General features: G+C 41.9%; 22 protein-coding genes, 1 pseudogene and 1 riboswitch. Of the genes and pseudogenes, 10 read left to right on the top strand and 13 right to left on the bottom strand.

The window, feature by feature from the left end; genetic code table 11:
* Nucleotides 1–267 precede the first annotated feature (267 nt).
* The 4 genes from UP17_RS28525 to UP17_RS02685 form a co-directional block, all read right to left on the bottom strand.
* Entirely contained in the window at nt 268–426 is a 159-nt protein-coding gene (locus UP17_RS28525) for a late competence development ComFB family protein (protein WP_250211747.1), read from the bottom strand.
* A 51-nt stretch (nt 427–477) separates the two neighbouring features.
* Complete coding sequence (gene motB / locus UP17_RS02695) at nt 478–1,230, bottom strand: flagellar motor protein MotB (RefSeq protein WP_061461496.1); 753 nt, start codon at nt 1,228–1,230, stop codon at nt 478–480.
* Nucleotides 1,223–2,014 (bottom strand): flagellar motor stator protein MotA, encoded by a 792-nt coding sequence (gene motA, locus UP17_RS02690; RefSeq protein WP_061461494.1) that lies wholly within the window; start codon nt 2,012–2,014, stop codon nt 1,223–1,225. The genes motB and motA overlap by 8 nt, the downstream gene beginning before the upstream one ends.
* Nucleotides 2,015–2,379: 365 nt before the next feature.
* On the bottom strand, nt 2,380–3,477 hold the full coding sequence (locus tag UP17_RS02685) for an AbrB family transcriptional regulator (protein WP_061461492.1): 1,098 nt from the start codon (nt 3,475–3,477) through the stop codon (nt 2,380–2,382).
* 127 nt (nt 3,478–3,604) lie between these two features.
* Here UP17_RS02685 and UP17_RS02680 point away from each other — a divergent pair, with 127 nt between their 5' ends.
* The 7 genes from UP17_RS02680 (at nt 3,605) to UP17_RS02650 (ending at nt 9,169) form a co-directional block, all read left to right on the top strand.
* Nucleotides 3,605–3,892, top strand: coding sequence for a hypothetical protein (locus UP17_RS02680; RefSeq protein ID WP_061461490.1), 288 nt, complete (start codon nt 3,605–3,607; stop codon nt 3,890–3,892).
* A gap of 111 nt (nt 3,893–4,003) precedes the next feature.
* On the top strand, nt 4,004–5,011 hold the full coding sequence (mreBH, locus tag UP17_RS02675) for a rod-share determining protein MreBH (protein ID WP_061461488.1): 1,008 nt from the start codon (nt 4,004–4,006) through the stop codon (nt 5,009–5,011).
* 263 nt (nt 5,012–5,274) lie between these two features.
* On the top strand, nt 5,275–5,838 hold the full coding sequence (locus UP17_RS02670; RefSeq protein ID WP_061461487.1) for a tyrosine-type recombinase/integrase: 564 nt from the start codon (nt 5,275–5,277) through the stop codon (nt 5,836–5,838).
* Between the two features lie 51 nt (nt 5,839–5,889).
* On the top strand, nt 5,890–6,387 hold the full coding sequence (locus tag UP17_RS02665; RefSeq protein WP_061461485.1) for a cation:proton antiporter regulatory subunit: 498 nt from the start codon (nt 5,890–5,892) through the stop codon (nt 6,385–6,387).
* A gap of 6 nt (nt 6,388–6,393) precedes the next feature.
* The gene (locus UP17_RS02660; protein ID WP_061461483.1) at nt 6,394–7,620 is read left to right on the top strand and encodes a cation:proton antiporter; all 1,227 of its coding nucleotides are present in this window, start codon (nt 6,394–6,396) and stop codon (nt 7,618–7,620) included.
* A 117-nt stretch (nt 7,621–7,737) separates the two neighbouring features.
* Nucleotides 7,738–8,181 carry a hypothetical protein gene (locus UP17_RS02655; RefSeq protein ID WP_061461481.1) on the top strand — a complete coding sequence of 148 codons (444 nt, stop codon included), beginning with the start codon at nt 7,738–7,740 and terminating at the stop codon, nt 8,179–8,181.
* Nucleotides 8,182–8,302: 121 nt separating this feature from the next.
* Complete coding sequence (locus UP17_RS02650; protein ID WP_061461479.1) at nt 8,303–9,169, top strand: YihY/virulence factor BrkB family protein; 867 nt, start codon at nt 8,303–8,305, stop codon at nt 9,167–9,169.
* 66 nt (nt 9,170–9,235) lie between these two features.
* Here the strand turns inward: UP17_RS02650 and UP17_RS02645 are convergent, their stop codons facing one another.
* The 4 genes and pseudogenes from UP17_RS02645 to ribE all read right to left on the bottom strand — a co-directional run bounded on the left by UP17_RS02645 (nt 9,236) and on the right by ribE (nt 12,724).
* On the bottom strand, nt 9,236–10,402 hold the full coding sequence (locus UP17_RS02645) for a DHH family phosphoesterase (RefSeq protein WP_061461477.1): 1,167 nt from the start codon (nt 10,400–10,402) through the stop codon (nt 9,236–9,238).
* 477 nt (nt 10,403–10,879) lie between these two features.
* Complete coding sequence (gene ribH / locus UP17_RS02640; protein ID WP_061461475.1) at nt 10,880–11,350, bottom strand: 6,7-dimethyl-8-ribityllumazine synthase; 471 nt, start codon at nt 11,348–11,350, stop codon at nt 10,880–10,882.
* 78 nt (nt 11,351–11,428) lie between these two features.
* Nucleotides 11,429–12,067, bottom strand: a pseudogene (ribB, locus tag UP17_RS02635) (3,4-dihydroxy-2-butanone-4-phosphate synthase); the annotation flags it as partial.
* Nucleotides 12,068–12,085: 18 nt separating this feature from the next.
* Nucleotides 12,086–12,724 carry a riboflavin synthase gene (ribE, locus tag UP17_RS02630; RefSeq protein WP_061461474.1) on the bottom strand — a complete coding sequence of 213 codons (639 nt, stop codon included), beginning with the start codon at nt 12,722–12,724 and terminating at the stop codon, nt 12,086–12,088.
* Nucleotides 12,725–12,871: 147 nt separating this feature from the next.
* Nucleotides 12,872–13,002, bottom strand: a riboswitch (FMN riboswitch).
* Between the two features lie 452 nt (nt 13,003–13,454).
* On the opposite strand from ribE, the gene UP17_RS02625 reads away from it, so the two are divergent.
* Nucleotides 13,455–13,919, top strand: coding sequence for a hypothetical protein (locus UP17_RS02625; protein WP_250211746.1), 465 nt, complete (start codon nt 13,455–13,457; stop codon nt 13,917–13,919).
* A gap of 17 nt (nt 13,920–13,936) precedes the next feature.
* On the opposite strand, the gene megL is transcribed toward UP17_RS02625, so the two are convergent.
* A complete protein-coding gene (megL, locus tag UP17_RS02620) occupies nt 13,937–15,112 on the bottom strand; it encodes a methionine gamma-lyase (RefSeq protein ID WP_061461471.1) in 1,176 nt (391 codons plus the stop codon).
* Between the two features lie 165 nt (nt 15,113–15,277).
* On the opposite strand from megL, the gene UP17_RS02615 reads away from it, so the two are divergent.
* Complete coding sequence (locus UP17_RS02615; RefSeq protein ID WP_061461468.1) at nt 15,278–16,171, top strand: DMT family transporter; 894 nt, start codon at nt 15,278–15,280, stop codon at nt 16,169–16,171.
* A 108-nt stretch (nt 16,172–16,279) separates the two neighbouring features.
* On the opposite strand, the gene UP17_RS02610 is transcribed toward UP17_RS02615, so the two are convergent.
* The 3 genes from UP17_RS02610 to putP all read right to left on the bottom strand — a co-directional run bounded on the left by UP17_RS02610 (nt 16,280) and on the right by putP (nt 20,377).
* The gene (locus UP17_RS02610; protein WP_061461466.1) at nt 16,280–17,416 is read right to left on the bottom strand and encodes a DEAD/DEAH box helicase; all 1,137 of its coding nucleotides are present in this window, start codon (nt 17,414–17,416) and stop codon (nt 16,280–16,282) included.
* Between the two features lie 47 nt (nt 17,417–17,463).
* The gene (locus tag UP17_RS02605; RefSeq protein WP_061461464.1) at nt 17,464–18,741 is read right to left on the bottom strand and encodes an ATP-binding protein; all 1,278 of its coding nucleotides are present in this window, start codon (nt 18,739–18,741) and stop codon (nt 17,464–17,466) included.
* Between the two features lie 166 nt (nt 18,742–18,907).
* Entirely contained in the window at nt 18,908–20,377 is a 1,470-nt protein-coding gene (putP, locus tag UP17_RS02600) for a sodium/proline symporter PutP (RefSeq protein WP_061461462.1), read from the bottom strand.
* Between the two features lie 191 nt (nt 20,378–20,568).
* Here putP and UP17_RS02595 point away from each other — a divergent pair, with 191 nt between their 5' ends.
* Nucleotides 20,569–22,617, top strand: coding sequence for a molybdopterin oxidoreductase family protein (locus UP17_RS02595; protein ID WP_061461460.1), 2,049 nt, complete (start codon nt 20,569–20,571; stop codon nt 22,615–22,617).
* A gap of 223 nt (nt 22,618–22,840) precedes the next feature.
* Here the strand turns inward: UP17_RS02595 and UP17_RS02590 are convergent, their stop codons facing one another.
* Entirely contained in the window at nt 22,841–24,361 is a 1,521-nt protein-coding gene (locus UP17_RS02590; RefSeq protein ID WP_061461457.1) for an aldehyde dehydrogenase family protein, read from the bottom strand.
* Nucleotides 24,362–24,393: the final 32 nt, after the last annotated feature.

Raw genomic sequence — 24,393 nt, 5'->3', positions numbered from 1 at the left:
TTTAAAGTTGTCACTACCAAAAATCATTTCCGTTCATTTGAGTGAGATCCCGCTAAAATTTCCGACATTCTTTCGGAGGTTGCTACACCTCGGCTTTAAAATCTGAAGGATAAGGGGTCCCTGACCTCTTTTCTTTTCCCAAACCTGATCAATGTTTGGGATACTGGCCAACAACGTGTATGGCATTGATGATTCTATTGTTGATCCACTTCCTGTTCTCTTCTGTATTCAAATTTTCAAATATCCTTTTCCGCCGTTCTTCCGTGGTTACATAGTAATTAGGCGCAGGTTATTCAGTGATAATGTGATGATGTCATTTTTACATTTGCTGCACGAACAAAATGTTTGGTATTCCATACCTGATATTAAAACCTTGATCCATGTCACAACGATCTCTTCCATCACGTTTGTATATTGTCTTTCCATACATTCTCCTTCAAGAAGAAAAACCCGTCCATATCATGGCAGGGTTTACACTCATTTATTGCTGTCCCTTGGAACAATCAGGATTTCAACTCTCCGGTTTTTCGCTCTTCCTATTTTCGTTGCATTAGAAGCAACCGGCTTGAATTCCCCATGTCCCTTGGCACTGAACATTTCGGGATCCAACTCTTTATTTTCGAGGAGAAGTTTCATGAAATTCACGGATCGCATCACGCTCAGATCCCAGTTGGATTCATATCGGGAATTTTTAATTGGAACATCATCGGTATGTCCGCTTACGATAATGTTTCTGGGTAAGTCCATGACCAGTAAATCCGAGACTTCCTTAGCGATTTTTCGGTTTTCACTTTTCACTTCAGCCACACCCGATTCAAACAGCACGTTTTCCCTAATTGAAATCAACATGCCTTCATCCGTAAGGTTCGTTCCCAATTTATCCGTTAAATCATTCTTCTTTATATAGGCATTTACACGTTTCTGAACTTCCCTAAGTTTTTCTTGTTCGTTTTTCCCTAACTTCTTAAGATCTTCTGCCCCTGATCTTTGCTCTGGTGATGTAGGCTCATTGCTGGGGGAATCACTTGGGAATTCCATAAAACCCGTCCCGCTTGTAAAGACCTGGTTAAATACATTGGACAACTGCTGGAACCTTACTGCATCAACCGAACTTGAAGCGAATAAGACGATAAAAAGCGCAAGAAGCAATGTTAAGATATCGGCATAAGGAACCAACCATGATTCATCGATATGCTCTTCATGCCTTTGTTTCTTTTTTCGCCTAGCCATCTTCTCTCACATCGCCTTCTAACCACTTATTACGATCTCCAGCAGGCAAATATGATGTTAATTTCTGTTCAATCGTCCTTGGCGCTTCCCCTTCGATAATCGACAAAATCCCTTCTATCATCATTTCTTTGATCCGGACTTCCTGCTTGGATTTCCGTTTGAGCTTATTGGCAAATGGATGCCATAACACATACCCCGTGTAAATCCCCATCAAGGTTGCAACGAAAGCGGCAGATATCGCATGTCCCAATGCCTCCGTGTCAGCCATATTACCCAATGCAGCAATCAGCCCGATTACTGCACCCAATACACCAAGTGTCGGTGCGTATGTTCCGGCTTGACTGAAAATCGCTGAAGCACTCAGATGACGTTCTTCCATCGCGTCTATTTCCTCTGCTAAAATATCACGAATATAATCGGCACTCTGACCTTCGACTGCAAGATTCAAGCCATTTTTCAAAAAAGTATTATCCACTTGATCCGAAATGCTTTCCAATGCCAATAAGCCTTCTTTCCTGGCAATGACCGCCCATTCCGAAAAAGTTTTTATTAATTCTTCAGGCTTTGTCAATTTTTGTTCAAAGAATAAAACCTTGAATATTTTTGGAAGCCTTTTTAATTCTGACAAAGGGAAAGCCGTTACGACAGCAGCTATCGTCCCTACAATAATGATCATAATAGCTGCAGGGTTAATCAACGCTGTAACACTAACGCCTTTCAACACCATTCCGACTAAGATGGCCACAATACCCAGAACTACGCCCAAAACTGATGTTATATCCATATTACTCACCCATTCATTTAAAGTCTCGTCTCCTCCTTATATCGGATGAAGTTAAAAAAAAGTGAGGATTATTTTACTAATTTTAAATTTAATTAAATTACCACAAATCCCACTTTTTCCACTACTTGTAAGGTCGAATTCAACAGCATATTTCAATAGTCCAATTAAAAATTCCGTCGAAAATGGAATTTCAGGGCGTTTCGTTCGTGAGTTTCGCTTTGCGCCTGAAAATTGTTCATTTACTCTTAAGTTTCGGTGCTTTACTCGTGAGTTTCATGCTTTTACTCGTGAGTGCTACCCTTTTATGGGCAATGCTAAAAGTTTTCGACATAGTAATTCCATATTGAAAACAGGGACAAAGCCTGTCAGCCTTGTCCCTGTTTCTGCTTCCCATGGATTCTTCCATCCAACCATTTTATGATGGGTGATAGAAAAAATAAAATGAATAAGATCCTGAATAAATGAAAGCTTGTGACAACGGATAAATCCACATGTACAGACATGGCTGTGACTGCCATTTCGGCCACGCCGCCTGGCGCCATGCTCAAAAATAATTCGTTCGCCTGCAAGGATAGGATCGGAGCAAATTGAATGGAAAGATAATAGCAAAATCCAATTAACAGGACATTACTGAGGAATACGGCCCCGAACATCTTTCTGAAAAGTCGGGGATTATCAACCTTCAGTGTGTAGCCTAAATGTGCGCCAATCAACAATTGCGAAAAGTTCAACCAAAAGTCAGGAATTTGCGGGGCACCTGGACCTACTAAATTAAATAAGGCTGCGGCCATGAGAGGTCCTAGTAAAAAAGGCAGCGGGAAATTCGCCTTCTTTGTGATGTAGATGAATAATAGCAAGGTTGCCAACATCATGATTGCTAACTTTCCATCATATTCAAATAAGAAAAACGGCCGCTCCGATTTGTCCAATACCGCACCTGATTCAACTGACATTACATGGGTCACAAGCCAAGGAACAATGGATATCACAAGGATGACCCTAAGTGTTTGCATGAAACCTACAACCGTTTCATCACTATCCTTCATTTCCTCACTTAAGACCACCATCTGGGATAGACCTCCCGGAAAACTGCCAAGCATGGAAGTGCTCAATGATAAGTCCATTCGCTTCCCTATAAACCAGCCAGTCAAAACTGTAAACAAAATGATTGCGATTGTCGTAAAAAGCATAACCGGCAAATATTCAAGCATCTCATTTAACGATTGTTTCGTGAATGAACTGCCCAGTTGCAAACCAAGAATGACCAATCCTGTGCTTCTAAAGGTTTTAGACCAAAACATGTACTTCCCTAACTTCACTTTCGCAATCATCACCACGAATAATGGTCCTAGCATCCATGGTAAGTATATCCCAAGGCCATCAAACGCATATCCACCCAGGAAAGCTAAAAAAGATGTAAAGATGACTCTAAAACTCTTACTCTCGATTAAATTTGCACTCACAAAATTACCTTCTTTATCTAAGCGGATTTTCATCTATATCTTAACATAAAATAAGCTGGTTCAAAGCTGTCTTGCACCCTGAAGCGAGGGGTATGATGGGGAAAATACGAGGAAGCAAGAATTACTTATGACTTACGAGATTGGAAATAATTTAAAAATCTACCTTGCCGGTTATCCTGGGTTTCATTTTCCTTTTCTTGGATTACCGCTGATCCTTTCACATTTTTTTGCCGTCGTGGCCAATTTATTTGGCGGCTATTGTGCAGATCGATTTGGTAGTCAACGGCAAGCATTTGTATCCAAGCTTGCCCTTACACATGGGGAAATATTTTGCAGCAGCTGCAATAGGCAGAATGTTGGCCCCGCTCTCCATCGCCAGCGCATTTTTATATTTCATCATGTTTTCGCTCTATGAAAGGAACAGTTCGGCATTTCCACAATTTACTAGATTTCCCACCCCCACAAACTCGCTATAAAAGGTAGAATGAATATATAGGGGGTCAAACTCTTATGGAGGGGTGACTAGATGTTATCAAATACAGAAATAGGCATTGACTTAGGAACTGCAAATACGCTAGTTTACAGTAAAAATAAAGGAATCGTATTTAATGAGCCATCGGTGGTGGCCATTGATATAGAGACTAATAAAGTATTGGCAGTCGGTGTGGATGCTAAGAACATGATCGGGAAAACACCTGGAAATATCGTTGCGATCCGTCCACTTAAGGACGGTGTCATTGCGGATTTTAATGTAACCGCGCAAATGCTTCGGGAAATCATGAAAAAAGCAAGTAAGGCATTAGGCTTATCGATTCGAAAGCCTAGTGTAGTGGTCTGTACACCATCAGGTTCCACATCAGTTGAGAGAAGGGCCATTCAGGATGCTGTCAAAAGCTGCGGAGCCAAACAGGTCCACCTTATTGAGGAACCAGTAGCGGCAGCAATCGGCGCAGGCCTGCCTGTCGAAGAGCCCATTGCCAATGTCATCGTTGATATCGGCGGCGGCACGACTGAGGTCGCAATCATATCTTACGGCGGCGTCGTTTCTTGTAATTCAATTAGAATTGGTGGAGATCAATTGGATGAAGATATCAGCCAATATGTTAGAAAAAAACATAATGTGCTGATCGGGGAAAGAACAGCCGAGGAAATAAAAAAAGAAATTGGCTACGCACTCGTTGAACATCCTGTGATCACCATGGAAGTCAGGGGCCGCGATCTTGTAACGGGTCTTCCAAAGCCGATTACAATATCATCCACTGACGTCCAGGAAGCCATCCAAGAATCGCTTCTTCATATATTGGAAGCAATCAGGGCCACTTTGGAAGACTGTCCTCCTGAATTAAGCGGGGATATCGTCGATCAAGGTGTCATTTTATCCGGCGGGGGTGCACTTCTCAACGGGATACAAGAATGGCTGACGAATGAAATTGTCGTCCCAGTCCAACTTGCAGATAATCCGCTTGAATCAGTTGCCATCGGAACAGGGCTTTCACTTGAGGTCATTCACAAATTACAAAAAGCCGTATATTAAAATGATGAAGGAATCCCAACTTGGGGTTTCTTTTTTTTATCTACAAGCCTGATGTTCCCATGATGATAATCTCCACATTTTAGTTAAATATCTTCCCTGATATATTTTACCTCGTTTGGGTAGAGAATAAGGAAAATGGTTTTTAGTTCGACAGTATGCGTTGCTTTTTGGGAAAGATTATTTCTCCAGGACTAAACTCATGCAATGTAACATAAGTTGTGATATAATATAATTATGTTACATTGGTAAGAGGAGAAGATCTTATGGAATATGTAGAAGCCTTTAAGGATATCAATCAGATCAGCAAAATTAAAACATACTTACGAGCTCATTCCAGTCGGGATTATTTATTGTTCGTACTTGGCATCAATACTGGTATGAAGATAAATGAAATGCTCGAAATCACCGCCGCTAACGTTCTTGATGAAACTGGAAAAATCAAGGAGTTCTATGAGCAACGGATGGAAAATGACGAGGTCAACCAAATTTATTTGAACCTGAAAGTCCGAACTGCCTTACAAGAATACCTTAAAGGTTCGAAGGTTATCGAAGGTCAGTTTTTATTTCTTTCCCCTAAGACGAAAAAGCCGATTACACGTCAACAGGCGCACCGGATTATCCATGATGCTGTGGAAGGTGCAGGTCTGACGGGTAAATTCGGAGCAAGTTCGATGCGTAAAACTTTTGGCTACCATGCCTATAAACAAGGAGTTTCACTAGCCTTGATACAAAAGCATTACCATCATTCAAGTCCATCGGAGACATTAAAATACATCGGCATATCCAAGGAGAAGAAATTCAAGACGAATATTGACGTTAACTTATAACATTCTGCTATCTTCTGTAAACTCTAACCAACATTTTAAGGAGGAATTCCAGTGAGAATTAGAGAAAGTGAACTTCCTGGTATTGGTCAAAAATTTGAAATCATAACAAGGAATGATGAAAAGTTAGTAATCGTTATTCACGATGACGGCCGTCGGGAATTGTACCATTTTGATAGTGAACATGAAGACGTCATATCGAGCATCACCCTTAACGATCAAGAATCACGGCAAATGGCTTCCATCATAGGCGGAATGGTTTATAAACCACAAGCACTTGAAACGATTGAAATGTCATTGGGAGACTTAGTGATTGAATGGTTCAAAGTGGAACCTGGTTCCAAGGCCATCAATCAAACGATCGGTTCGATAGATATCAGGAGCAATTATAACGTAACCGTCATTGCCCATTCGAAAAAAGGAAAAAAACAACTGAATAATCCTGGTCCCGACTCTATCATCGAAACAGGCGATACCCTTGTGATATCCGGGGAAAGAAAAGATATCCGTAACCTGACAAGAGAATTATTGACCGACGAAAGGAGTGACTAAGCTCATATGGACCATTTAGTCTTTGAAGTGGGAACTGCCCTACTTCTAGTAGCATTGGCTGCTCTCGTTGCAGGTAAATTTAAAATCTCAAATGTTCCACTATTAATTATCATCGGGATGCTCGTTGGCCCTCATGCCCCACAATTCGGATTACTTGACCTACGTTTCATTGAAAGTGATGAAATCATAGCGTTCCTCGGACGTGTCGGTATCTTATTCCTTCTTTTTTACTTAGGTCTGGAATTTTCCGTTAAAAAGCTTATGAAGTCCGGGAAAAATATCGTGACAGGCGGAACGTATTACATTGTAATCAACGCGGGATTAGCCTTTGTATATGGTTTCCTTCTCGGTCTTCCTTTAAAAGAAGTACTAATATTAACAGGGATAATCAGCTTTTCATCCAGCGCCATTGTGGCAAAGGTGCTTGTGGACCTTAAAAGGACCGGGAACAATGAAACGGAGCTTATCCTTGGCATCATCATGTTTGAAGATATCTTCCTCGCTGTTTATTTATCAGTCGTATCCGGATTGGTATTAAGCTCCTCTGGTTCCATTTGGGGAACGTTACTTTCTACTTTTATCGCGATTGGGTATATGCTTGTATTTTTTGTTATCGCCCGGAAAGCATCTGGGATCCTTAACAAATTATTCAATATAACCTCTGATGAGATTTTTATCATCGTCGTGTTCGCTTTACTATTCTTCATTGCAGGTTTCTCGGAAACGATTCATGTTGCAGAAGCCATTGGTGCATTACTGCTCGGCCTAGTCTTTTCTGAGACGGAACACAGCGACAGGATTGAGAAACTTGTCATTCCCTTTAGAGACTTCTTCGGGGCCATATTCTTCTTTAGCTTTGGATTGAGTATCGATCCGACGACGCTTGGTGGAGCTGTCTGGATGGTTCTTGGAGCTGTCATCATCACTATAATCGGTAACTTTGTTGCTGGTATGATTGCCGGACGCAAATCCGGTTTATCTCACAGAGCTTCCGCAAACATCGGTTTAACGATCGTTTCACGTGGCGAATTCTCCATAATTTTGGCAAACCTAGGCATTGCCGGCGGTTTAATGCCTATACTAACCCCGTTCGCGGCACTTTATGTTTTGACCTTAGCGATTCTTGGGCCGATCCTTACAAAAGAATCCAAACACATCTATAATATCCTAAATAAAGTCTTCAAATGGACCCCTCCTAAGGTTCCAAAGGAACAGGGAAAAGAAGTGCAATAGATAAAAAAGCCAGTCAAGCTGTCTGGCTTTTTTTCTGTTTACCTATAATAACACACTCGAAATAACTTCCATTATTTACTAGTTGTTATTATACTTGTTATAAAGGGGGCAAAAATCATGAATCTTTCTTTGAAAAGAGCCATTAGATATTTAATATTCCTAGTAGTATTATCGGGCGTATTATTCATAGGATTAAAGTACCAACAGCACCTATTTAAGCTTAGCCGCGAAACATACGAGATTAAGGGGTACTTGTTGTTCGAATCTTCATTCCCGATTTTCCTGGGCATGGTACTCGCCATTCCCCGAATTCTGCAAATTTTTTCAAAAAAAGGGCATTTGAAAGTGAATTGGCTAAGAATAATCATCCTTGGCTTGCCATTCCTTTACTTCGCCATCATTCCGATTTTGTATTTCTCTGAAGCAGTTAAAATTGATTTGCCCCTCTCAAAGCTGGTTTTTGGTTATTTCGGCGCAAATGGATCCACCACATTAAATACGATCACTGGAGTAATTGCAGGTTATATCATTGTTACAAGCTTCTACAAGCGGGCGGATTAAACATGAAAGGGACTTCTTCTTTGGAAGCCCATTTCAATTTCTTTTAATTTTTGAGGATTAACTTACATGAACAGAGGGAAAAGAAGCAGATAACCTAAGTAACTATTCAGGAGTGATGCGAATGAATAAGTCGATTAAATTTTCAAAGGAACTGATTAAAGAAATAAAGGAAGATCGTGTAACGGGGCTGGCCGCTGAACAAGCTTATTACTATTTACTCGCACTATTCCCTTTACTCATTTTACTGCTGTCCATATTACCTTATCTGAATATTGATATTCAGACAGCCCTGGACACGATAAAAACCTTCATGCCTACGGAAACGATGGAAGTCATCGAGAAAAATATCATCAACATATTATCTGAACGGAACGGCGGCTTACTGACTTTTGGTTTCCTTGGCACCATATGGTCTGCTTCCAACGGAATGAATGCATTCATCCATTCCATGAATATCGCTTATGATGTTGAAGAAACAAGGAATTTCCTTAAAGCCCGCTTCATCTCCATTATGTTGACATTAGGCTTGGTTGTAGCATTCATCGTCATGTTGGGTCTCCCAGTCTTCGGAAAAGTCATCATCGATATATTACAGCAAGTCATTCCGATTCCTGAAGAAATGCAAATTTTATTCAGCTTATTACGGTGGATTATCGCGGTTGCAGTCATCTCACTCGTCCTGACTTTTCTTTATCGCTTTGCACCTAATAAAAGTTTTCCCATTAAGCATGTCATCCCCGGGGCAGTGACCGCAACTGTACTTTGGCTTGGAATATCACTTGGATTTTCATTCTATGTCAGTAACTTTGCCAACTATTCTTCCACATACGGCAGTTTAGGAGGCGTCATCATCTTGATGCTATGGCTGTATTTGAGTGGTCTGATCTTTGTGATTGGCGGAGAAATAAATGCAATCCTTCATCGCCAAAATTCCATTCCAAAAAAACAGTCACGTACGATTGTACATCCTGTCCCGCTCAAAAGATAAAATCATGAATTTCGATGGAAGAAACTAAGAAAGCGGCTATTCCATTCGGACAGCCGCTTTTCCTATTCACCCTTTATTGACAAACTCTTCATATCTCTCATCATGGGCCAGCCATGCCGCATATTTCCGCTTCATGTATTTTTCCGCATCCCCAAATGTATCGAATGTTTTTTTCTGTTGTTTTCCGTTGATTTCAACAATCCATTCCTCTTCTTCATCTTCATAGATGAATATGTCCTGTTTTTCTCTTGTTGAATATAGGCATCCCTCTGGGGATTCTTTTACATTCAATTGATTTTTATGTGCATCGCGTTTAAGAGGCTCGGCAAAGAAGGTCTTTTCGACATATTGACTATATGCCTTTTCGGACATGGTACAACCGGCTGCTTTTTGATGGCCCCCCCCATCGTACTTGCCAGCAACTTCAGAAACATCTATGTCATCGTGGATTGTCCGGAAGCTGATTCTTTTACTTCCGACCATCAGGATTGCGATATAATCCAAATGTGAGAATTCTTTCGACAGTTCGTTTCCAAGTTCTGAGTGATATGACTCTGCGTGGACCACACCAGCTGTATGTGGACCGACCGTAGCTTGATAAACTTCTCTTTTTTTCCTGTTTATGTACCGATCTACTCGACTTTCTTCTACATTTAGAAGCGTTTGCTCCACTTCGTCAAAAGTGAAACTTTCAGCAGTAGAAAGCTTATTTGCGATTTTCATTTCGAATTCCTCTATCGGAATCATGAAAAACAGGTCATTCAACCGTTTTGCCGTTGAATTTTTATTTACTTCCCATTCCCAAGTATCGTATTGACGGACCAATTCAACGAATTCAGCGACAATATTTGAGGGTTCCAGCAATTTATTATCAACTGCATACTGATAGAATAATGAAGTTGCTGCCGTCTGTTTACCGTCTTCCTGCTCGACAGTTACAGATGCCCAATCATGCTCGTTCAAATGCAGTGCTGACTTATGATGATCGATCAGCAGCGCTTTGCCTCCGTCTTCCACAAACTGCGTAATCATTTTTTCGTTATCTTCATCAACCGATAGATCAGTAACAATCAATGTATCCTCAATCTTTGCCTGCTCAAGAAATGCTCCTACATTTTGATTAAGGCGACCGATTGAATTATAACTAACCACTACTTCTTCTCCGAATGCCAGCTTAGCGACAATGCCGCAGCCGACTCCATCTAAATCATTATGTGTAAAGAGATGGTACACACAAACCCCTCCTAATAACTAATAATTTTACTTTTCCCTAAAGACAGGAATTTCAATTGCAATCTTTACAATTGTAGCATAATCATATCCGCATATTTTATCATGCTTTCATTACGCGATGCTTTTGTTCGTTTTTTTTTTCGAAAAACCACTAATGATTCATTATTTCACAGAAATTATACCCAAATATAATGAAAACACATTACTTTGAAATTGTATTTCCATGTATTCCTTTAAAACTGACAGGGCAGCACAGTTAACCTTTAATGATTCTGACATCTCCCCTGTTAGTGACTACTTAAAGTCTTACCCTATCCATCTTTCTAGGTCCCTCCCAATAAGTGGCCTTATCCATTTTCAAGATTGTCCATACAACAGGGGAAAAATAGGAAGTCACAAATGCTTCATTGACCTTAAAATCCGGCACATCAAAAAGCCGCAGGGAATGTTATTCCCTGCGGCTTTCCTGATGTGAAATCACTGTTCTATCAATTTTCCAAGGTTGGCCATTTCAATGGCACTAACGGCAGCTTCATAGCCTTTGTTACCTGATTTTGTTCCGGCACGTTCAATGGCTTGTTCAATGTTCTCAGTTGTCAACAAACCGAAGATAACCGGTACACCTGTGTCCAAGGAAACGGAAGCCATGCCTTTAGCTGCTTCATTGCAGACATAATCATAATGTGAAGTGGCACCCCTGATTACCGTTCCAAGTCCGATAACCGCATCGTATTTACCCGTATTCACAAGTTTCTTCGCAATTAACGGAAGTTCGAAAGCACCCGGCACCCACGCGATGTCAACATCATTTTCATCAACGCCATGACGCTTAAGGCCATCCAATGCCCCTCCTAAAAGCTTGCTTGTGATAAACTCATTAAATCTTCCTACCACGATTCCGACTTTCAATCCTGATCCTATTAATTGTGCTTCAATAACTTTCCCCATGTCCAATTCCTCCTAATTTTTAAAAAATATCATTTTTTTCATTTAAAGATTAATTTCGCTAAAAATCCTTCAAGCATTCGGGATGTTCAGTTCAAGTGCCTGTTTCCCGATTGTATCACTTTGTTCAAGATACCGAATCAAATCGGCTATCGTAATGAACTTCAGGTTGAATTTCCCAGCGATGACTTCTAAATCGGATACGCGTGCCATCGATCCATCATCATTCATGATTTCACATATGACACCAGCTGGAGCGGCACCGCATAATTTTGCCAAATCCACCGAAGCCTCCGTATGTCCTGCCCTCCTTAATACGCCGCCTTCTTTAGCGACTATCGGAAAAGTGTGACCAGGCCTTTGAAAATCTTCAGCAACCGAACCTTCTTTAAGAAGCTCAAGAATGGTCAAGGACCGTTCAAAAGCACTTATTCCTGTCGAAGTGCTTTTATGATCAACACTTACCGTAAAGGCAGTACCATGATGATCGGTATTTTCTCCTACCATAGGATGCAGGTTCAATTTCCCTGCCAGTTCTTCTGTAATGGTTGTACATATCAAACCTCGTCCATGAGTCGCCATGAAATTGATCGCTTCCGGCGTAGCCTTTTCGGCCAACAAGACGAAATCCCCTTCGTTTTCACGGTCTTCATCATCGGATACGATTACTACCTTGCCAGCTTTCAAATCCTCGATCGCTTCTTCAATTGTATGGAACATCATTACACCGCCCTTTTATTAGAATCCGTGCTCTGCCAAAAACTCTAAATTCAGTCCTGGTTTTGAATCGCCATTTTTCATTTGATGTATAATATATTTCCCTATCATGTCGTTTTCAATGTTAACGATATCGCCAGCCGCTTTTTGTCCCAATACGGTGTCCTGATGAGTCAATGGAATCAGAGATACAGTCAAAAGGTTTCGTTCAATTCCAAATATCGTCAGGCTCGTTCCATCAATGGCTACAGAGCCTTTTGGAATGCAAAAGGCACTGAGCCCTTCTTCCAATTGGATTACATAATATACGGCATTTTCTTTTCGTTCTTTTTTTATGATTGTTCCGGTCCCGTCGATATGACCTGAAACAAAATGACCGCCAAACCTTCCCTGTGCACTCATGGCTCGTTCGAGATTCACAGGTGATCCCAATTTTAACGTCCGGATCGAGGAAGCTTTGACCGTTTCCGGCATTACGTCGACCGTAAACAAACTTTTCGTGAAGGACGTTACCGTTAAGCAGACCCCGTTGACTGAAATACTATCCCCCAGATGAACATCTTCAAGGATTTTTTCAGAACGAATCGACAACTCCATACTGCTTTTCCCTTTTTTCAAGGAATGGACGGTACCGATATCCTCGATGATTCCCGTAAACATGTTTTTCCCCCTTTTATAAAATATAAAAAAACCCCTTAGGATGACCTAAGGAGTTAACAGGAGAAATGAGTGAAAAAAACTGTATACCTAAAAAGCCCAATATTTTCTTTTTTGAAAAATTAGGCGTACGTATACACTTGGGTTCCACACGTCCTTCTCCCATCCAGACTTTACTGTCGGCTTTGGAATCTCACCAAATCCTGCCTTTATCAGGCTCGCGGGCTTAGAATTTCTTCATCACCGCCGGTTGGGATTTTCACCCGACCCCGAAGGACTAAAATAATATGAATCTTTGAATATTTTATCACCTTAAAGTGAGGATGTAAAATTTCTAAACTTAAATGGTTCATTTGTTACAGGAACTCCCTCACTTTATGGAAAAATGAAATTCCGCTCCAAGTAACTTCGATGTGCTCCAAAAGGTTAACCGGGCCTAATTGGTGGAATAGGTTATAGGGATTACAATTCAAACAAGGAGGAAGCCCAAGCTTATTGCCATCAACAATTTTCTTTTCTTTCTATTCGTCGTCACGATGAATTTTTTAGCCAATTTCCTGCCTTTGAACGGCCGAACACCTGGAGAGATTTCCGATAAACTGGATGTCCTCTTCACTCCTGCCGGTTATGTATTTTCCATATGGGGTTTAATCTATTTTCTGCTCGCCATCTGGGTATTCAGGCAGTTTTTAAGTAAACATCAAAACAGCCCTGCCAATAAGGCATCCTTCCCTTGGTTCGCTTTAAGCTGTGTCCTAAATGGCGCTTGGCTTTTGGCTTGGCATTACGAACGATTATCATTGCTCTTTTGGCTATATTATTGGTCAGTTATACAAGCATTAAAAAAGTGGAGCATACTCCTTTCGACCTATTTCCGTTTTCCGTTTATACCGGCTGGGTGAGTGTTGCAGCCATCGCCGACATTTCTTATTACCATACCTATATCGAATGGGACGGTTTTGGGATTTCCAGTGTAGCTTGGACGATCGTTTTGCTGATTGCAGCAACAATCCTGGCCTTTGTCTTTGCTGGTAAAAACCGGGATTGGTGCTATCCTCTCGTATTCGTTTGGGCGTTCGTTGGCATCGGGATCCGAAATGGTGCGCCCTACCAGGTAATCACAGATATTTCTTATATTCTGGCTGCTCTCATGTTTATCGTGTCGATCACGACCTTCATTAAAAATCGGAAGAACTGATAGGGAAATCTGGTGGTCTAAAAAGCTTGCTGAAGATCGTGCCAGATGTCCTGCCAAGCTTCAAGGCCAACTGAGAGACGGACCAGTTGGTCACTGATGCCCATTTGTTCCCGCGATTCTTCAGGAACGGCAGAATGCGTCATGGTAGCGGGATGCTGGATCAATGTCTCGGCATCCCCTAGACTGACGGCAATTTTGATAAGTTTCAATTTATTGAGGAATTCCTGTGCATCCTGTTTTGTACCATGCAATTCGAAGGAGATAAGGCCGCCTCCGTGTTTCATCTGTTTTTGCATTATATAATGATCCGGTGAAGCTTCATCACCTGGATAATATACCTTTTTCACCTTTGGATGTTTCTCAAGTTCATGAAAGATGTTCATTGCATTGGCTGAGTGACGATCCATCCTAACAGGCAAGGTCTTTAACCCCCGCAATAGTAACCAGGCATCGAATGGTGAAATGATTCCACCGATATCCTTCTGTGTAGTCCCAGCTACCATATTAATAAAGTCCTTCTTACCAACGACAAGGCCCGCAACGACATCCCCATGTCCGCAAAGATATTTCGTAGCACTATGAAGGACGATATCACACCCATATTCAAGGGGTCTCTGTAAGTAGGGTGTCGAAAACGTATTATCGACTACAATCGTCACATTATATTCCTTCGCTACTCTCACTACCATCTGTAAGTCAATCATTTTCATCGTCGGATTGATCGGGGTTTCTACATAAATGCAGGTCGTTTCCGGCCGAATCATTTTCCTTACATTTTCTTCTGTATCCATTTCACAAAAATCATGAGTGATGCGGTATTTATTTTTCATTAACTGCAGAAGGCCAAAAGTACAACCATATAAACCCTGTGAACACAGGATGTGGTCATCCGTTTTAGTTAAGGCAAAAAGCACCGCAGAAACTGCAGCCATACCTGATCCGAAAGCAAGGCCAGCTTCCCCGCCTTCCAAAGCGGCAATCTTTTCTTCCAGCACTTGTACCGTCGGATTTCCAAGGCGTGAATAAATATATCCCTCTTCTATACCGGCAAAACGCCGTTCCCCTTGCTCGGCCGTTTCAAAAGTGAATGTTGAGGTTTGGAATAATGGTGTTGCCAAGCTTCCTAAATGCTTCTTCGAGTCATATCCTTCATGTATGACCGCCGTTTCAAACTGTTTATACTTTCCTGTCATAACATCTCCTCCTAACCTATGTCTATAGATATCATATGTCAAAAATCCACATAAAGGAAGCGTTTTCACGCATGGATATCCCTGTTGTAAAAAACCATATTTTAGTATGTGTGATATAATTTCACAATCTGGTATTTATAGTTGAAGACTTCGGGAGGGCACAAGATGAACAAATTCATTTTTGGTTTTCTGGTCATTTTAACGACTGCGTTAATGGGTTCTTCATTCGCTATAGGAAAAATTGGCTTAGCGTATACTTCCCCAATGTTACTTGCAGCGATTCGGTTCATCCTAGCAGGTTTCATCATGGCCATTGTCGTCAAGCTCATCAAACGCCCGCATCCAAAAAAGATCAAGGACTGGTCAAAATTGAGTATCATCGGTTTTTTCCAGACGGCTGGTGTAATGGGATGCATCTTTGTAGGTTTAAGGACCATTTCAGCCGGGGAACTTTCGATCTTGACATTCATGAACCCATTATTAGTGGTCATTTTTGGAACGCTATTTCTTAGAACGATTTACACCTTGCAACAATGGTCGGGAGTTTTGCTCGGCTTTATTGGCGTTTTTATCACAATGGGGGCACATCTTGATTTGAAGACCGGTACTCTTCTTGGATTGATGTCAGCCATTTCGTGGTCCATTGCGACCCTATTGATGAAAGTTTGGGGACATACCTTCGACACTTGGGTCATGTCAGCCTATCAAATGCTGTGCGGAGGTTTTCTCCTGCTCATTGGATCATTTCTTTTTGAACAGCCCTTTTTCAAGATTTCCCAGGCATCCATCCTTATTTTGTTATGGCTGGCCATCATGGCATCCATCGTTCAATTTTCTGTTTGGTTTTTCCTATTACAAAAGGGGGATTCAGCCAAAACGAGCGCCTTTCTATTTCTAGCTCCCTTTTTTGGTGTCCTATCTGGCTACCTCTTGCTGGATGAGCCTGTTCACTGGTACGTTGCGGTTGGAGGTTCACTCATTTTCATCGGCATATTTTTGGTTAACTGGGAATCCCACCATACAGTGGAAAAGGCATGTAGAGTGGATTCTGCAAAATGAATATCCACTTTAATTTCAAGACGAGAAGGAGTTCAGGCATGTTTGCGGATTGTATCTGACTCCTGCAAAAAAAAGAGACAGCCGCAACGGCCATCCCTTTTCCCCAACTCATTCATCGACTACGATGTTTCCACCATAGAAAGTTACTCTAGTTAATGGAATCTCCAGTTCACGAGCCATTTTTTTCAACTCTCGCTCTTCTCTTTCCGTTACGATTGAAATAACAGTGCCATCTGCACCTGCACGCCCTGTTCTCCCTGATCTATGGATATATTGATCGATGTTGTCAGCCATATCAATATGAACGACTGCTGTGAGGCCTTTTATATCTAGCCCTCTTGCCGCTACATCCGTTGCGATCAACATCGGGGATTTTCCGGAACGAAGCTTGCGCAGCGCCTTCTCCCGGTCGACTTTATTGGATTCCCCGTGAAGCACACCCATTTCAACACCTTTATAACTCAGCTTTTCATGTAGGACGCTCAGCTCTGCTATATCGTTAAGGAAGGCAAGGGCCTTCACATCTTTAAGTCTTGTGATTTTCTCAAGAATCTTGGATTTTTCCCGTCTCTCTACAACAAAGTAAAGATGGTCCACTTTCGATTCCATTTTTTCATGCTTATCGACCTTGATCATTTCGGGTTCATTCATGAATCCTCTGGCCGCTTTTTCCGTTTCCTCTGGCAGGGTTGCCGAAAACACCATGATTTGCCGGTCTTTTAGCGTTGTTTTGATAATATTATTGATCGTTCCCATATGCTCTGGAGTGATCAATTGGTCACCTTCATCAAGTACAATCGTCTTAACTTCATGCATCTTCAATTTTTTTTGGGCAATCAATTCGTAAATCCGTCCTGGTGTTCCAGCAATGACCTGTGGATGCTTCTTCAGTTTGTCCAACTGCCTTTTTACATTAGCACCGCCGATGAATGCTGCACCATTTATACCGCTTCCCTCTGACCAAATGCGAATTTCTTCATTGATTTGCATAACCAGTTCACGGGATGATGCTAAAATCAAAGCTTGGGGCGATTTTTTTTCAGGATCTATCTTTTCTAGCAATGGCAGTAAATAAGCTAAAGTTTTTCCGGTTCCAGTCGGTGATTCAGCCAAGATGTCTTTTCCCTCAACAATCACGGGAATCGCTTTCGTTTGAATCGGGGTAAGTTGTCCGAACCCGGATTTTTTCCAGACCTCTTGTATATATGGTTTTCTATCGTTCACTAATGCAGGTAATTCGCTCATATCGTTCTCCTTTAATATAAAACTTTTCCTATCTTTCATAGTACCATTTATTCTTGTCCAGTAGCCAACGGAATACGAATTGTAACCGTCGTTCCTTTGTTTATCTCACTTTCAAAATGCATTTCCCCATCAAGGCGATGAACGATCTTCCGGCAAATCGCAAGCCCGATCCCTGTGCCCTTTTCCTTTGTCGAATAGAAAGGTTCACCAATCCGTTCAAGGCGCTCGGGTACCATTCCTATACCATTATCACTCACGCTGACTACAGCTTGATCATCAATGATTTGCAGCGACAGATCAATTTTCCCATTTCCGTCAATCGCTTCAATGCTGTTCTTGACAATATTGATTATCAACTGTTTAAGTTCGATTGTATCAGCCATAATATAAATCGGTTCGGCGGTTTTAACCCTGAACCCCATCTCGATATTATTCAAATTCGTCTCTGCTTTCATTAACGTGAATACCTGTTGTAAACTGTCGGCAAGATCAATCCTTTGGAAAGCGACATCCTGTTTTTTTCCGAGAACCAAAAGTTCACTCGAGATTATATTAATTCGATCAATTTCCTTTAACATGATATCAGAATGCAGCGGATTGACTTCCTTCGTCATATCCATTAACTGTACGAATCCTTTTAACGATGTCAGCGGATTCCTTATCTCATGTGCCACGGCCGCGGCCAGATGTCCGATTACGGATAGCTTTTCAGACATGATCATCAATTCCTCTTCTCGCCGTGATTCAGTAATATCCCTAACGATTGCATATACTCCAAGCAACTCCGCTTGAACGATGATCGGTAAAAAGGTTACACGGATTATCCGTTCTTCACCACTCTTATTCTGAATGGTCGTTTCGAATTTTACAGCCTCGCCTTTAAGGGACTGTATAAAGAAAACAGATACCTTTTCCCTTTCATTCCAGTTGATGAGATGCTTCGCATTCTTGCCTTTCAAATTGTCACTGTTATTACCTAACAGCTTTTCAGCTTCCGGGTTAATCGAAACGACATTACCTTCGAGATTCAGTTCAAGGACACAATCCGGGTTATGGTTGAACAGTGACTGATACTGTTCATCCTTCAGATTAAATTCCTGTTGGGACCTCAACATTTCCCCTGTCCAATACCTAATTATGAAGTATAAGAAAAGCCCGGTTATGAAAATGAAAATCCACCCTTTGGAATGTTGAAACATTGCATATATCTGAACATCTTCCTTTGCCTGTGTCATAGAGATATAATCCGTAACGATAATCCATAAGACCCCAATGATTATATATATAATAGCCACTTTACATGCAATTTTATGAGATTGGTTCATGTTTTATCCTTTGTATTGTTTTTTGGTTTATTATTCCCAAATCACTCAAAAAAAGCCCTCATGTTTTCAACATAAGGACTCTCTGGATATTGTATCATATATATTGCATTCATTGTTTCATATCTCTAAAAAATCCAGCACCATTTAACTGGGCTGTTTCAAAGGATCAAGAGAGGTTTTTGATGGCCTGATTGAATTCCTCTTCTATATCTTTTGAAGGCTTGGCCGATAATAAGCTGAAGACAACCACCGCTATTGTACCAGCAATGAAACCGGGAATGATTTCGTATACTTCAGAGAACTTATCAATCATTTCCCAGATGATCACGGTTGCGGTACCGACAATCATTCCCGCCAGTGCTCCCCATTTCGTCATTCGCTTCCAGTACAGGCTTAACAAAATGACCGGACCGAAAGCCGCTCCAAAACCAGCCCATGCGTAACCCACCAATTTAAGAATCGTACCACTGGGATTAAAAGCTAAAATGAGGGCTATGGCAGCAATTGCCAAAACGCCGAACCGTCCCACCAGCACCAATTCCTTATCCGATGCATTTGGCCGAATGAACTGCTTATAGAAATCATCCGTCAGAGCACTTGCCGAAACTAACAGCTGAGACGCAATCGTACTCATGACCGCTGCTAAAATCGCCGCCAACAAGAAACCTGTAATTAAAGAAGGAAACAGTTCTTTAGCTAAAAGGATGAAGACAGACTCTGCATTTCTTTCCCCTAAAGGACTGCCTGTCAGGTTAAAATAAGCAATCCCTACCAATCCGGTGAACATGGCTCCTACGATAGCAAAAATCATCCAGCCCATACCGATTCTTCGTGCCCTTTTCAAATCTTTAACAGATGAAACCGCCATGAATCGAACGATTATATGAGGCTGGCCGAAATAACCAAGTCCCCAAGCCAGAAGTGATATGATGCCTATGGTTGATGTTCCTTCAAAAGCATGTAATAAATTCGGGTTAATCGATTTTATTTCATTGAAGGTAGGATCCCAGCCACCAATATTTACAATCGTGACAACTGGTACTAGAATTAAGGCAATGAACATAATCGTACCTTGTACGAAGTCCGTCCAGCTAACAGCCAGAAATCCGCCAAATAATGTATAAAGAATAACGACGCTCGCCGTCAGCCAGATGCCCCACCGGTAGTCCAAATTGAAAGTGGAGCGGAAAAGCTCACCGCCTGCTACCATACCTGAAGATGTGTAAAAGGTGAAGAAAATTAAAATGACCGATGCTGATACCACTTTTAAAATCCGGGATTCATCTTTAAAGCGATTTCCCAGAAAGTCGGGAATCGTAATCGAATTGTCGGCCACTTCCGTATATGTCCGAAGTCGCGGCGCCACGAATAACCAGTTTAAATAAGATCCTGCACACAGGCCGATGACAATCCAGCCAGCACTCAAACCGCTAATGTACATTGCACCCGGAAGACCCATCAATAGCCAACCGCTCATATCGGAAGCACCTGCACTCAATGCAGTTACAGCCGGGCCCAAGTTCCGTCCGCCAAGCATATAATCTGTTAAGTTGGCCGTTTTCCGATAGGCGAAATAACCAATTAACAGCATACCTGCCATATATATCCCAATTGATACTATAATTCCATAATCCAAAAATGAATCCTCCTATTACTTATTGGTTTTGTGATAAATATAGGTTAATTTTCATCTTGTAAGCTTATCAGAAAAAAAAACATATGTTAAGAAGTTCTTGCACCTTTCAATGATTTCACTTTCAATATAATTAAGATATAAAAGAATTTTGGATTCATTTATGAGATTAGATTATTAGGAGGAATACGCCCATGCAATCCTATATCGATCAGCCAGATGGAGTCTTTCCCTCTGTTTGCTCGCTTGACTGTCCTGATCAATGCGGTTTACTGCTGCACAAAAAAGACGGGAAAATCATTAAAGTCCTGGGGGACCCTGATCACCCAGTCACCAAAGGGAATATTTGCAACAAAGTCCGAAACATGACTGCCCGCCTATATGACCCCAATCGCTTAAAGCAGCCATTAAAGCGCATCGGCCCGAAAGGAGAAGGGAATTTCACTCCAATCAGCTGGGAAGATGCCATTGACACAATCACTTCAAAGTGGAAAGAACTGATCGAAATGCATGGTCCTGAAAGCATACTTCCCTACAGCTTTTATGGAAACATGGGCAACCTCAGCGCAGAGGGGATGGATCGGCGTTTTTTTCACAAACTCGGTGCAAGCATGCTTGAGCGCTCCATCTGTAATGCAGCCGGCTCAGTCGGATACAGCTATACAATGGGTGGTTCATTCGGCATCGACCCTGAAGAAACAATTCATACAAAGCTTTTCATCTTGTGGGGCATTAACGCCGTGAGCACAAATATGCACCAAGTTACGCTTGCGCAGCAAGCCCGAAAAAACGGGGCCAAAGTAGTTGTCATTGACGTACATAAAAACCAAACCGGTAAGTGGGCAGATTGGTTCATACCGATTCTTCCTGGTACAGACACTGCCCTCGCCCTCGGTTTAATGCATATACTATTTGACGAGAATCTAGTCGATCAGCCTTTTCTCGATGAATACACAGTGGGTGCTGCTGAATTGCGCGAACACGTCCGCCAATATGAGCCTGCGACCGTCTCCGCGATCACTGGCGTTCCAATTGATGATTTATATGAATTAGCCAGGATGTATGGCACCACCACTCCATCATTCGTTCGCATAGGCAATGGCCTTCAGCACCATGACAATGGCGGCATGGCAGTACGTACCATTGCCTGCCTGCCTGCACTTACCGGACAATGGATGGTGGAAGGCGGCGGAGCGATCAAAGGGAATTCAGGCTATCTTGCTTTTAATACAAATGCCTTAAGACGTCCTGATTTATTGAATAATAAAGCTACCCGGACCATTAATATGAACCAAATCGGTCAAGCTCTTTTGGAAAAGGATAACCCGATTAGATCCATGTTTGTATACGGCTCCAACCCAGCACTTGTCGCTCCGAATGCAAATAAAGTGAAGCAAGGTTTAATGCGGGAAAATCTATTCACAGTGGTCCATGACCTATTCTTAACCGAAACGGCCATGTATGCTGACCTTGTCCTCCCTGCCACATCATCTTATGAAACGGAGGATTTTTATAATTCATACTGGCATAATTACGTCCAAATACAAAAACCTGTAGTCAATAAATATGGAGAGTCGAAATCGAATGTTGAATTGTTCAAACTTTTGGCTGTTGGAATGGGCTTTGAGGAACAAGCTTTTAGAGATTCAGAGGAAGAAATGATACGGCAGGCGCTGGATTTTCCCGATAACCCGCACTTAGATGGCATCACCTATGACTCCCTATCAAGGAATCAATTTGTCAAAGCAAAGATGCGCCGGATATTCCCAGGTAAACTACCGACACCAAGCGGAAAAATCGAACTTTACTCAGATCGGATGAAACTGGATGGATACCAGCCTCTGCCAACATATACGCCAATCATAAAAGACAGTGACCTGCCATTTTTATTCATACCGGCACCTAATCACAACTTCTTGAATTCAACCTTTTCAAATAATGCCAAACATATCTCCTTGGAAAAGGAACCGAAGCTGCACATGAATGCCGCTGATGCCAAAACATTAGGAATAGCTTCCGGAGATATGGTTAAAATCTGGAACGGACGCGGTGAATGTTTGCTCACCGCTGCTCCCGGTGAAAATGTGTTACCCGGCGTACTAGTCAGCCAAGGCTTATGGCGGAATACACCTGAGACCAAACAACACATCAATTCCCTTACCCCAGATCGCCTTTCAGATATGGGTAATGGCGCCGTTTTCTTTTCAGGACGGGTGGATCTTGAAAAAGTCCAACAAAAGTAAATCAATGTCCAGCAACCTTTGAATATATCTACGATTTCCGGATTTTATCTGCGGTTCTAGAAATATATCTACGATTTCCGGATTTTATCTGCGATTCTAGAAATATATCTCTATTTCCGGGATTTTATCTGCGATTCTAGAAATATATTTATGATTCTGGCATTATAACTGCGATTCCACAAAAAAGGCTGTTCCCCAAGGAACAGCCTTTTCGTCAAGCTATTTACTCTTCATCAAACCAACCTGTTGGTTGAATATCCAAGTTGTTATTGATTTGCTTCACTTCCGTATAAGCCTCGTAACCAAAAGTGCCGAGTTCACGTCCATTTCCACTTTGCTTGAATCCTCCCCAAGGAGCTTCATTATAGGTCGGATGATATGAGTTTATCCACGTGATGCCGGCACGCACTTTTTTTATGACACGGTATGCTTTTGCGATATCATTCGTGAACACCGCTCCCGCTAATCCATATTTCGTATCATTGGCAAGTCGAAGAGCTTCAGCTTCATCCTTGAACTTTTGAACGACAAGCACTGGGCCAAAAATTTCTTCCTGTACAATACGCATATCCGGTGTCGTATCAACAAAAATGGTAGGTTCGACAAAAAATCCCTTTTCCAAACCGTTTCCTTTAATTCTATTCCCACCGACGATTAACTTGGCTCCTTCTTCCTTTCCAATTTGGATATACGATAATATTTTGTTCATATGTGCCTCTGAAACGACAGGGCCCATTTGGCTCTTTTCATCAGATCCTGAACCTACTTTGATCTGTTTTGCCTTCGCGGTAAGACTTGCAATGAACTGATCGTAAATGGACTCCTCCAAAAGTAACCGGGAGCCTGCTGAACAAACCTGTCCTTGATTACAGAAAATCCCATATAGAGCATAATCCACTGCAGTCTCAAAGTCAGAGTCCGCAAATACGATATTGGGCGATTTTCCGCCGAGCTCCAATGTCACCTTCTTCAGGTTACCCAGTGAAGCCTCCATGATCTTACGTCCTGTTTCCGTTCCACCCGTAAAGGCTACTTTATCGATTTCCTCATGTTCGGCAATGGCCTGTCCGACAACTGGTCCCGCTCCTAACACAAGGTTTGCGACACCTTTTGGCAATCCGACCTCATCCATGATTTCAAATAGTTTGACCGCTGTCACTGGTGTAACCTCCGATGGTTTGAACACAACTGAATTTCCTGCAGCAAGTGCCGGGGCCAATTTCCAGGCTGACATCATTAGAGGGAAATTCCAAGGAACGATCTGCCCGCATACACCGATCGGTTCCCTTACGACCATCGCTTGCTGACCATCAGGAACTTCGTAAGTCTGACCAGTCGGTTTTGTAGCCAACCCTGCATAATATCTAAAACAGGCTGCTGAATCATCTATGTCATAACGAGCCTCACGCAACGGTTTCCCATTATCCAATGTTTCCAACGCAGCAAGTTCTTCAGCCTTTTCTTCTATTTTGTCAGCAATTTTGAATAAAATGCGAGCTCGCTCCACTGCCGGAGTACCCCACCATCCACCTTCATAGAATGCATATTTTGCTGCTTCTACCGCTGCATCCACATCTTCCTGTGTGCCTTCCGCAGCTGTAGCAATAACTTCTCCCGTGGCCGGATTCAATACATCCCTCTTTTCACCTGAAGTCGAATTCACCCATTTTCCATTGATGAACATCTTTAAGTCCAGTGCTCCCGTTCCTTCCTTTTTCGTGTTATTTTGTAAAGTTTCCTGCATCTAAATTCCTCCTCGGTTTTAAGTTTTCTACC

Origin of the sequence: Peribacillus simplex (assembly GCF_001578185.1) — a bacterium.
GTDB lineage: Bacteria > Bacillota > Bacilli > Bacillales > DSM-1321 > Peribacillus > Peribacillus simplex_A.
Note: the sequence above shows the minus strand (reverse complement) of the source record. Positions and strands in the feature narration are given on the sequence as shown.